Here is a 10,990-nt window from a genome sequence, read left to right on the forward strand (position 1 = left end):
GGGGCCGAGGAGGGCGGCGCGCCAGGCGAGCTCCGCCAGGTGCTCCACGAGGAGGGCTCGGGCGTAGGCCTCCTCCAGCGAGCGGCCGGTGGCGAGGGCGCCGTGCTGGCGCAGGAGGAGGGCGTGGCCCTCGCCCAGCGTGGAGGCGGCCAGCTCGGCCAGCTCCTCGCTGCCGTAGAGGGCGTAGCGCGGGGTGACCGGCACCTCGGTGACGCCCAGGGCGGCGATGGTGTAGTGGACGGGCGGGATGGGGCGGCCGGCGACGGCCAGCGTGGTGGCGAAGGGCGAGTGGGTGTGGACGATGGCGGCCACGTCGGGGCGGCGGCGGTAGACGGCGAGGTGCATGGGCAGCTCCGAGGAGGGGCAAAGCCCGCCCTCGACCGTCCTGCCGGCCAGGTCGACCAGCACCACGTGGTCGGGCTCCATGCGCTCGTAGTCGACGCCGCTGGGGGTGATGGCGACGAGGGCGGCGGCGCCCTCGCCCAGGCGGAGGCTCAGGTTGCCCGAGGTGCCGGTCACGAGGCGGTCGCGGAGCAGGCGCCGGGCGTGGTCGACCAGGGCGGCGCGGGCGGCGTGCACTTCCTGTTGCGAGGGTTCCGTCTCCCCCCACCTCCGGGCCGTGATGGTCGGGTTCTTCGCAGCGCGGGCCGGCGCTCCCTGCCGGAGGCCGGCGTGGTCGGCTGCTTCCAGCGATGGAAGGGTCTGGGCGGAAAGCCCCGAAGAGCTACCCGATCGCCCCACAGGAGGTGTGCCGATGCGGAGCAGCGGATCCTTCTCGCCTCGTCCCCGCGGCCGGCTCGGCCGCCCGCTCGCGCTGGTGCTGGCGCTGGCGCTCCTCGTCGCCCCGGCCTGGGCAGGCGGCGCCCTTCCGGTCGCCGGCGCGGCCGGCGCCCAGGGCTACCAGCCCTCGGCCCTCTACGCCTGGCCGCCCGTCCAGAGCTGGCTCTTCGCGCACGGTTCGGACTTCTACGTGCTCTCCTGGCTGGGTGCGCAGTTGGTGGTGACGCGCGTCGACGCCGCCGGCGACCTGCAGCGCGTGGCCTCGCTGCCCGTGCCGGCCACGGACGCGAGCGGCACCGTGCAGCAGGCGGCGATGGCCTGGGATGCGACCGGCAGGGGCTGGCTGGCGCTCGAGGTGGTTCCCTCGAGCGCAGGAAGCCCGCCCGACTACGGGAGCGTCTACGCCGGCCCGCTGGACAGATCGCTGGCGCGGATCGGCGACGGGGCGCTCGATCCCAACACCATCTTCTGGACGAGCGGCTCGCAGCTCTACCTACGCGTGCTGGTGCCGAGCGGGCAGCCGCACAGCTTCCTGGTGACCGACTACGAGCCGGCGGGTGCGGGCTGGCAGAAGGCGGAGGAGGCGCCGCAGGCGCCCCGCCTCTCCGGTGCCCTGGCGGCCGCGGCCTGGCTGGGCGACGCCCTCTACGCGCTGGAGATCCAGAGCCCGGGCGCGCAGGAGGGGCCGGTCACCCCCCAGCCCTCCGACGTAGTAGAGGCGGTGCGCGTCGCCGCCGACGGCGGCCGAGACGACCTGGGCAGCCCGGGAACATACGGCCAGGGCGAGTGGAAGCTGGCGCTGGCCGGCGGGCAGCTGGTGGCGCTGCACTACGATCCGGCCGGGACGCAGGCGACGCTCTACCGGCAGGGGGCCGGGGGCTGGGCGCAGGAGACGCTCGACCTGGGCCTCCTGGCGCCGGGCGTCGCGGTCCGGAGCTGGCTCGTCACCTCCTTCGCCGGGACGGAGGACGGCCGCCTGGGCGCCGCGGTGCAGGCGGTGGACACCGCGGGCCGGACGGGCTTCTACGTGGCCCTCCTGGCGCCGGGGGGCGGGACGGGCGCGGTGCGTGTGGTTCAGGTGGACCTCCAGCAGCTGGCGGGCGGCCCGGGTGGGCCCGCTTCCTTCCAGCACCGGATCCGGCTGGTGATCGGGCAGCGGACGGCGCTGCGCGACGGGCAGCCGTTCACGCTGGAGGCGGCGCCGTTCGTGCGCGGCGGGCGGACGCTCCTCCCCGTCCGCTTCGTCAGCGAGGCGATGGGCTTCCAGGTGGGCTGGGAGCCCGGGACGCGGACCGTCACCATCGCCGGCAACGGGGTCCAGATCCGCCTGGTGGTGGGTTCCACCACCGCCCAGGTCGACGGGCGGCCGGTCCAGCTGGACGTGCCGCCGGTCATCGTGGCGGGCCGGACCTTCGTACCGGTCCGCTTCGTCGGCGAGAGCCTGGGCGCCCGGGTCGGCTGGGATCCGCAGGCGCGGGCGGTGACCGTGGAGTGGTGACTTCCTGAGGGCTCGGGGCGGCCGCTGCGGGACGGGCGGGCTGGACGGGCCCGCCCGGTGCTAGGATCGCCGGCGTCCCCGGGAGGTGGTGACCGGCGGTGGCCGCGCTGCTGGAGGTTCGCGATCTCCGCTACGCCTACGGCGCGTACCGGGCGGTGGACGGCGTCTCCTTCGACCTAGCCGGCGGCGAGCTGGTGGCGCTGGTGGGCCGGAACGGGGCCGGCAAGTCGACGCTGCTGGAGTGCCTGGCCGGCTGGCGGCGGCCGGAGGGGGGCGAGGTGCGCCTCCGGGGGCGGCGCCTGGAAGAGGACGAGACCGCCTACCGCTCGGGCGTCCTCCTGGTCCCCGACACCCCGCCCTTCTACGAGGAGCTGACGGCCTGGGAGCACCTGGCCTTCGTGGCCCGGCTGCGGCGCCGGCCGGAGGCGGAGTGGCAGGCGGAGGCCGAGCGGCTCCTGCGCGGCCTGGCGCTCTGGGAGCAGCGGCACGGCTACCCCTACGCCTTCTCCCACGGCATGCGCACCAAGCTGGCCGTGGCCGCCGCGCTGGTCGCCCGCCCGGAGCTCCTCCTGCTGGACGAGCCCTTCGGGCCCCTGGACCCCATCTCGGCCGCCGAGCTGGCGGAGGAGCTGGCGGCCTACGTGGCGGGCAGCGAGGCCGCGGGTTGCCCGCGCTCCGTCCTCCTCTCCAGCCACCGCCTCCCCGAGGGCGTCCGGCCGGCGCGCCTCCTCGTCCTGGAAGGCGGGCACCTGCTGGCCGACGGCAGCCCCGCCGCGCTGGGCCGTCGCTTCGGGCTGGCGGAGGAGGAGCCCGACGCCGACGCCGTCCTCCGCGCGGCCCTCCGGGCCGCACGAAGGGAGCGGCCGTGAGCGCCGCCGGCACGCGGCGCGCGGGCGGCGCGGCTCCCGCTCCGCTGCGCCTCCTTCTCGGGTTGCGCGGACGCCAGGCCCGGGCCGAGCTGCGCTATTGGGGCCGGGTGCTGGGACTCCTCGGCCAGGAAGGCGACCTGGCGCGGGGCTTCGCCGGGGTCTACCGCCTCTACGTCCTCCTCCTGCTCGCCGCCTGGCTGGTGCTGGCCTGGGAGGCGCTCCTCTCGGCCGCGGCGGAGGCGCACGCGACGCTCCCTCCCCTCCTCCGGTCCGTGCTGGCCGACCTGGTGCCGGGGCTCGTCTTTCTGGGGCAGCTGGCCCTGCTGGGGATGGCGCTCGTGCGCAGCCCGATCCCCATGCGCGCCGCCGACCTGGCGCTGCTGGCGACGTCGCCCGTCTCGCGCCGCGCCTGGCTGGCCGTCGACTTCGCGCGCACGCTGCTCCAGCGCGGGGCCCTGGCGGCGCCGGCCGGCGCGGCGTTAGCCGTCCTGCTGACGGGCGATTACGCGGCCGCCTGGGCGGGGACGGCGGGCGCGCTCCTCCTGCTCCTCTTCGCCGAGGCGCTGGCCTGGGCCGCCGGGCTGGCCCGGCTGGCCACGGCCCGGCGGGCGGTGCACGCGGGCCTCTGGCTCGTGCCGGCGGCGGCTCTCGCCTCCGCTTTCGCCCCGGGGCCGGGCGTCCGCTGGCCCGGCCTGCTCTTCCTGCGGGCGGTGGGGGCGGCGCACGGGACGGCGGCCGCGGGCGGCGGCGCGCTGGCCATCCTGGCGCTCCTGGACCTGGCGGGGGTCGCGCTCTTGCTGGCGGCGGCGGGGGCGATGGACATCCGGCTGGCCGCCGAGGCGGCGGCGGTCGATCTCGAGGCGGGCGACATGCGGGCGCTGCGCTGGCTCGATCCGGCCGTGGCGCAGCGGTGGCGCCGGCGGTTGGCGCTCCGCTCGGCTCGGCCGCGGGGGCGGCTGCCCGCGGCGCGGGGCTGGTGGGCGCTGCCGGCGCGGGTGGGGATCGGCTGGCTGCGCCAGCCGGGGCGGCTCCTGGGGCTGCTGGCCGCGGGCGGCTGGCTCCTGGGCGCCACCGGCCTGGTGATGCGGCCCGAGGCGCGCGGCGCCTGGCTGGCCTGGCTCCTCCTCTGGCTGGTGCGCCCGCCGCGCGCCGTGGTCGACGGGCTGGAGGAAGCGCAGGAGCCCTTCCTGCGCGGCCTCGTCCCGCTGCGGCCCGCGGCGCTCCTGGCCGGCGGCCTCCTCCTCCCCGCCCTGGTGCTGGCGCTCCTGGGCGCGCCGCTGGCCGCGCTGCTCGGCGCCGCGGCCGGCGCGCTCCTGAGCCTCCTCCTCTACTGGGCGCTCCTGCTCCTGGCGGCTCTCTCGCAGGGCCTGGGCGTCCTGGGGAGCGAGCTGGGCGGCTGGGCGGGGCGGGCGCAGGCCGAGCTGCTGGCGGGGCTCCTGGGCTTCGGCGCCGTCCTCCTGCTGGGCGCCCAGGCGGGCTCGCTGTCGGGCGCTCTCCTGGCGGCGCTCCTCGCCGACCTCCTGCTGGCGGCCCTCTGGTGGCGTGCGGGCGGGCGCACCGGGCCGGGGGCGGCGGACCGGGGCGAAGGCGGCTAGGCTCCCTTCCGCGATAGCGCCGCCCTGCCGTCTCCGGCAGGAAGCGCGGCCCGCCGTACCGCGCCGGGCGCCTCAGAGCCCGAAGGCACGCCGGAGCTCCTCCAGATGGTGCGGGCGCAGCGCCTCGCGCCAGCGGAGGGCGACCGGCACCAGCCGGTTGGCGAACTCCAGGCGCCGGGGAGCGGGCAGGCCTCGCGTCAGGGCGTAGAGGTAGGCCGCGTCGAAGGCGTCGCCGGCGCCGGTGGAGTCGGCCAGCGGCTCGGCCGTGGCGGGCGCGTAGAGCGTCTCCTCCCCGCCGGCCGGCCGGAGCGCCGAGCCGGCGGAGCCCAGCTTGAGCACCACCTCGCCCGGGCAGAGGGCGGCGAGGGCCGAGAGCAGCGCCTCGACGCCTTCGCGGAGGTCCTGTACGCCAAGGGGGCGCGGCCCGGCCGCCGCCGCCTCCGGGGAGGGCCGGAGGCCCGCCAGCGCGGCCGCCTCCAGCAGGTTGGGGAAGAAGAGGTCGCTCTCCGCCAGGAGCGTGCGGTGCAGCTCGACCCGCTCGGGCGGCCAGCCGGCCGGGTCCCAGCCGGTGTCGACGGCCACGCGGCCGCCCCCGGCCCGGAAGCGGCGCGCCAGCGCGGGCAGCTCCGCCAGGAGCGCGCCGGGCAGGAGGCAGGTACCGTTGAGGAAGAGCCAGCGGTACCGCCCCCGCTCCAGGCTCTCGGCCACCTGCGCCGTGGTCAGGGTGGCGAAGGCGCCCAGATGGGTGACGAAGGCGCGTTCGCCGTCCTCGCGCAGGAGGGCGAGCGAGAGGCTGGTCGGCCGCTCCGCCAGCAGCCGGACGCCGCGCAGGTCGGCGCCCAGCGCCTCCAGGGCTGCCAGCACGCGGCGCCCCTCGTCGTCCGCGCCCAGCACCGAGACGGCGCCCCAGGGGAGGCCCAGCGCGGCGAAGACGGCACCGGAGTTGGTGACCGGACCGCCGGGGCGCGAGGTGCGGAGGTCGACCAGCACTTCCTGGCCGAAGGCGGGCAGCGAGGCGAGCGGCCCCAGCCCCAGGTCGACGCCCAGGTGGCCCACCAGCAGCACGCCGTTCCCGTCGCTCCTCACCGCCGACCCCCTCGCTAGCCCTTGACCGCGCCCGTCAGCAGGCCGGAGATGATGTAGCGCTGCAGCAGGAAGGAGATGAGCACCGGCGGGATGGCGGCGAGCACGCCGCCCGCCGTCATCATGCCGTAGTCCACCATGTACTGGCCGCTGAACTCGGCGATGGCCACCGGGAGCGTCTTGGCGGCCACGCTCGAGGTCATGATGAGCGCGTAGAGGAACTCGTCCCAGGCCAGCAGGACGGAGAAGATGGCCGTGGTCACCAGGCCGGGCACCGCCAGCGGGAGAAGGACGCGCACCAGCGAGCCGAGCCGCGTGCAGCCGTCCACCAGGCTGGCTTCCTCGATCTCCGCCGGGATCGCCTCGAAGTAGCCGCTCATCAGCCAGATGACGTAGGGCGTGATGAACGAGGAGTAGACCAGCGCCAGCCCCCAGACCGTGTCGCGCAGATGGAGCTGGCCGAGGATGAAGTACATGGCGACCACCAGCGCGATGGGCGGCAGCATGTACGTGGCGAGGAAGAGCAGGCGCAGGCTCCCCTTGCCGCGGAAGCGGAGGCGGGCGAAGGCGTAGGCGGCCAGGATGCCCACCGCCATGGAGAGGAGCGTGGAGAGGAAGGCCACCACCGAGCTGTTGACCAGCGCGCGGCGGAAGGTGTACCCGCTGGAGACCGGGTCGCTGGAGGTGAAGATGGTGACGTAGCGCGAGAAGTCCAGGTGGCGCGGGATCCAGTGGAGCGGCCGCGAGAGCAGGTCGACGTTGGGCGAGAGGCTGGAGATGAGGAGCCAGGCGAACGGCGCCAGGATCCAGACCGCCACGGCGGCGGCGGCCAGGTAGGTCAAGAGCGGCGCGAGAAGCTTGCGCAGTTGCAACCCCTCCCCCTCCGTCCCTCCGGCGGCGGTCCCGCCCGGCGGCGCCTCACTGGGCGGGCCGCAGCAGGCGTACGTAGCCCACCGAGAGCAGCAGGATGAAGAGCGCGATCAGGTACGAGATGGCCGCGCCCTTGCCGAAGAGCAGGCTCGAGAAGGCCTGGGTGTAGGCGTAGTAGGCGATGGTCATGGTCCCGTCGCCCGGGCCTCCCCGGGTCATGATGTAGATGATGTCGAAGACCTTGAAGGCCTCGATGGTCCTGGCCACCAGGACAATCAGGATGCTGGTGCGCAAAAGCGGCAGCGTGATGCCGAGGAACTGCCGCCAGCCGCCCGCGCCGTCGATGGCGGCGCTCTCATAGAGCTCACGCGGGATGGTCTGGAGGCCGGCCAGGAGGAGGAGCGCCGCCAGCGGCGTCATCTTCCAGACGTCGGCCAGGATGACCATGTTCAGCGCCGACCAGGGGCTGCCCAGCCAGTTCCGATAGGCGTGGAGGAGGCCCGCCTGGGTGAGGAGCGCGTTGAGCGCGCCGTAGTCGGGGTTGTCGATCCAGCGCCACATGATGCCGTTGACCACCGTGGGCAGCGCCCAGGGCAGCAGCACCAGGGCGCGCAGGAGGCCCCGCCCGCGGAAGGGGCGGTTGAGCAGGAGCGCGATGGCCAGCCCCAGCAGCAGCTCCAGCCCGGTGGAGACCAGGGTGAAGTAGAGCGTCCGCCCGATGGCCTGCCAGAAGGAGGGCGTGGCCAGGATCTGCGCGTAGTTGGCCAGCCCCACGAAGGGGTGCCGGGGCATCGTCAGGTTCCACTCGTGGAGACTCATGAGGAGGCTCTCCAGGAGCGGGTAGAGGACGACCCCCAGGATGACCACCAGGCTGGGCGCGATCAGCGCCCAGGCCAGCCTCGCCTCGCGCCGCGACACGCGGCCATCCGCCTCCTCGCCACGGCCCGGGCGGACGGTCCCCCGCCGGGGACCGTCCGCTCCCCCGAGCCTGCCCGGACTACTGCTGCTGCGCCAGCTGGCGCGTGAAGTCGGCGGCGCGCTGGAGCGCCTGCTGGGGCGTCGCCTGCATCAAGAGCGCCGACTGGATGTCCTTCTGGAGTTCGGTGGACATCTGGTTGTACCAGGGCACGTTGGGCCGGCTCTCCATCCGGGCGAACTGGCTCTCCGCCGCCTGGACCAGCTCGGGGCCGGTGGCGATGACGCTCTGCTGCTGGTAGGAGTCCTTCCAGATGGGCAGCGAGAGCGCGGCGTACTTGTTCTCCACCGGCTCGCTGGACATGGTCTCGATCAGCTGCCAGGCCAGGTCGGGATGGGCGGAGGACTTGGTGATGGCCAGGCCCATGCCGCCGTTGATCCCCACCGCCGGCTTGCCGCTGAAGGCGGGCGTCGGCACCACGCCCACCTGCCCCGCCACCTTGGACTGCTTCGGATCGTTGGCCAGGGCGTACATGTAGGTCCAGTTGAGCGCGAAGGCCGCCTGGCCCTGGGAGAAGACCTGGCGCACGTCATCCTCCAGGTAGGAGATGGAGTGCGGGTTGCTCAGGCCGTCCTTCAGCGTCTGCACCATGAACTGGAGCGCCTGGAGCCCCCCGTCCGTCTGGAAGGCGGGCTGGTTCTTCTCGTCCAGGAAGTGGCCGCCCTCGGAGAACATGAGCTGCCCGAAGTCGCAGATGACGGCCTCCGCCTGCGCCCAGCTCCAGGCGATGGGGTACTGGACGATGCCCTTCTGCTTCAGCAGCCGGGCGTCGGCCAGCAGCTCCTCCCACGTCTTGGGCGGCTGCTGGATGCCGGCCTGAGCCAGCATCTGCTTGTTGTAGAAGAGGAACTTGGTGTCGTTGATCCAGGGCACGCCGTAGAGCCGCCCGTTGAAGCGGACGATGTCCTTGGACGACTCGAAGATGCCGGACTGCATGGCCGGGGTCCAGCGGTCGGTCACGTCCCGGATGAAGCCGGCGCGGGCGAACTCGCCGGTCCACATGCCGTCGATCAGGACCACGTCGTAGACGCCGCTGCCGGAGGCCTGGTCGGCCGTGATCTTGTCGTGGAGCGACTCGTAGGGCACGAAGGTGATGTCCACCTGGACGCCGGGGTGCGTCTCTTCGAAGCCCTTGGCCATGGCCTGCACGTCCTGGTCGCTGTAGGCAGCCTGCTTCATGGTCAGGAGCCGCAGCGTCACCGTCTGCTGTGCGGGCTGCATCCCGGAGCCCTGGCCGCCCGCCGTCGAACCGCCGGAGGTCGAGCCGCCGCAGGCGCCCAGGCCGATGGCCAGGGCCGCCAGCAGGGCGACGACCGCCGTCCTTCGTCTGGTGAGCACCTCTCCTCCCCTCCCTTCGGAACTGCCCAACCCTCTCTTCACTCCTCGCGCGTCACCGGGTCGGCGAACTGGAACTGCCCGGGCGTCCTCCCCTCCCGCGCGGCCAGGGCGCCGACCAGCGCCTGGAAGAAGGCCACGTCGTAGAGCGGCGCCAGCTCGTCGGCCAGGGCGGGCACCTCCAGGTAGCCGTCGCCCGCCTCGGTGGGAGCCCACTCCACCCCGTTCCCCTCGTCCAGCAGCAGCACCGGGCAGGCCGAGGTCTCGGCCTCGCCCGCCAGCCGGCGGACCAGGTCGGCCGTCGACCCCCGCGCCACCGCCGCCAGCACCACCTCCCCGCCGAAGAGCTCCATGGGACCATGGCGGAACTGGCCCGCGCCCATGGCCAGGGCCGGCCGGGCCAGCACCTCCTGGAAGGTGAGGGCGGCCTGGCCGGCGGTGGCCAGCGCCGGGCCGCGCCCGACGAAGACCGGCGTGCGGCCCGGCTCGAACAGCTGTACGGCCGCGCGGGCGGCCGCGAAGAGCGCCTCCCCGTCGCGGCGGAGGTGCTCCACCGCCTCCTCCAGCGCCGCCCGCGCCCCGCCCGCGGCCGCGCCGACGCCGGCCTCGCGCGCGCCGCCGGCGGCCTCCTCCGCCAGCAGGACCAGGGCGGCCAGGCTCCAGCCGAAGGTCTTGACGGCCACCCCGCCGTCGGGGGGGAGCGCCAGGGGAAGGACGAGCGGGACCTCGCGCCCCAGGGTGGAGCCCGCCTCGTTGGTCACCCCGAGCAGGCGTTCGTGACCGCGGAGCCGCTCCAGCAGGGCGACCACCTCGGCGCTCTCCCCCGACTGCGAGACCAGCAGCACGGGGCTCTCGGGCGTCACCGCCCCGAGGCCGTAGTGGAGGAGCTCGGCGGCCTCGACGGCCAAGGCCGGCCAGCCGCGGCGCTGGAAGGCGACGGCGCCCGCCACCGCGGCGTGGAAGGAGCTGCCCATGCCCGCGATCCAGAGCGGCCCGCGCCGCCCGCCGTCCTCTCCCCAGCGGCGCAGCACGGACCCCGTCGCCGCGACCGCGCCCGCCAGGGCCGGAAGCGCCTGGGCGAAGACCTCGCCCTGTTCGCGGATCGCACGTTCGAAGGCGTCCATGGCCCACATCCCTCCGCGCCGGTCAGAGGACCGGCAGTCCTTGCGGGAAGAAGGAGAGCGTCTCGCGGCCGCTCTCGAAGAGGCCGGCCACCGCGCCCAGGATGGAGGCGCGCCCCTGGAGCGCGGAGACGCGCAGGCGGAGCGGGCGGATGCCGGCGCCGCGGACCAGCGCCTCCACGCGCCCCACGAACCAGGGGTCGCGCGAGAGGCCGCCGGTCAGCACCACTTCCTCGAGATCGAGGAGGAGCGCGCTGTTGAGGATCAGCCAGGCGAACCAGCGCGCCGCCTCCTCCACCAGCCCGGCGGCGCGGGGCTCGCCCCGGCGGGCGCGCTGGAAGAGCTCGGGCAGGTCGTCCGGCGGGTCCGGGTCGAGGGCGCGGATCCGCTCCAAAAGCGCCCTCCCCGAGACGCTGTCCTCGAAGGGGCCGAAGCCCCGCGGTGCCGGCGGCGCCTCCTCGCGGCCCAGCGCCTCCGGCGAGGGCAGGAGGTAGCCCAGCTCGCCGGCAGCACCGTGGACGCCCTCGTAGACCTGGCCGTGGAAGGCGACGGCGGCGCCGACGCCCGTCCCCATCTTGAGGGCGAAGACGTGCGCCTGCTCGCTGGCGAGCCCCTTCCAGAGCTCGCCCCAGAGGGCGGCGTTGACGTCGTTGACCAGGTGGCAGGGCAGCCGGTACCGGTCGGCCAGCCGCTCGCCCAGCGGGAAGGGCCTCCAGCCCACGGCCGGCGCCAGGTCGACGGCGCCGCTCGGCCGCTCGACCACGCCCGGGACGGAGACGGCGAGGCCCCAGACCCGCACGCCGCCTTCGGCCGCCGCGGCCAGAAGGCGGTCGACCAGGCGGGTCAGCTGGGCGTAGACCGCC

General features: G+C 75.1%; 10 protein-coding genes. 3 read left to right on the forward strand and 7 right to left on the reverse strand.

Going from position 1 to position 10,990, the window contains the following annotated elements:
* Positions 1–579: class II aldolase/adducin family protein (locus tag K6U79_09070; GenBank protein ID MCL6522502.1), on the reverse strand; the 579-nt coding region annotated here is incomplete at its 3' end.
* 175 nt (positions 580–754) lie between these two features.
* Here K6U79_09070 and K6U79_09075 point away from each other — a divergent pair.
* From K6U79_09075 to K6U79_09085, 3 genes are all read left to right on the forward strand, one after another.
* Positions 755–2,278 carry a copper amine oxidase N-terminal domain-containing protein gene (locus K6U79_09075; GenBank protein ID MCL6522503.1) on the forward strand — a complete coding sequence of 508 codons (1,524 nt, stop codon included), beginning with the start codon at positions 755–757 and terminating at the stop codon, positions 2,276–2,278.
* Positions 2,279–2,376: 98 nt separating this feature from the next.
* Positions 2,377–3,147, forward strand: a complete 771-nt coding sequence (locus tag K6U79_09080) for an ABC transporter ATP-binding protein (GenBank protein ID MCL6522504.1) — start codon at positions 2,377–2,379, stop codon at positions 3,145–3,147.
* Positions 3,144–4,742 carry a hypothetical protein gene (locus K6U79_09085; protein ID MCL6522505.1) on the forward strand — a complete coding sequence of 533 codons (1,599 nt, stop codon included), beginning with the start codon at positions 3,144–3,146 and terminating at the stop codon, positions 4,740–4,742. Before K6U79_09080 ends, K6U79_09085 begins: the two co-directional genes overlap by 4 nt.
* 72 nt (positions 4,743–4,814) lie before the next feature.
* On the opposite strand, the gene K6U79_09090 is transcribed toward K6U79_09085, so the two are convergent.
* The 6 genes from K6U79_09090 to K6U79_09115 form a co-directional block, all read right to left on the reverse strand.
* Positions 4,815–5,828, reverse strand: a complete 1,014-nt coding sequence (locus tag K6U79_09090) for a carbohydrate kinase family protein (GenBank protein ID MCL6522506.1) — start codon at positions 5,826–5,828, stop codon at positions 4,815–4,817.
* 14 nt (positions 5,829–5,842) lie between these two features.
* Positions 5,843–6,691, reverse strand: coding sequence for a carbohydrate ABC transporter permease (locus K6U79_09095; GenBank protein ID MCL6522507.1), 849 nt, complete (start codon positions 6,689–6,691; stop codon positions 5,843–5,845).
* A gap of 52 nt (positions 6,692–6,743) precedes the next feature.
* Entirely contained in the window at positions 6,744–7,514 is a 771-nt protein-coding gene (locus tag K6U79_09100) for a sugar ABC transporter permease (GenBank protein MCL6522508.1), read from the reverse strand.
* Positions 7,515–7,692: 178 nt separating this feature from the next.
* Complete coding sequence (locus K6U79_09105; GenBank protein ID MCL6522509.1) at positions 7,693–9,009, reverse strand: extracellular solute-binding protein; 1,317 nt, start codon at positions 9,007–9,009, stop codon at positions 7,693–7,695.
* A gap of 38 nt (positions 9,010–9,047) precedes the next feature.
* Positions 9,048–10,139, reverse strand: coding sequence for an SIS domain-containing protein (locus K6U79_09110; protein MCL6522510.1), 1,092 nt, complete (start codon positions 10,137–10,139; stop codon positions 9,048–9,050).
* Positions 10,140–10,152: 13 nt separating this feature from the next.
* On the reverse strand, positions 10,153–10,990 hold an 838-nt coding region (locus tag K6U79_09115), incomplete at its 5' end, for an ROK family protein (protein MCL6522511.1).

This window comes from Bacillota bacterium (genome assembly GCA_023511835.1).
In the GTDB taxonomy this organism is placed as follows: domain Bacteria; phylum Bacillota; class Sulfobacillia; order JAIMAT01; family JAIMAT01; genus JAIMAT01.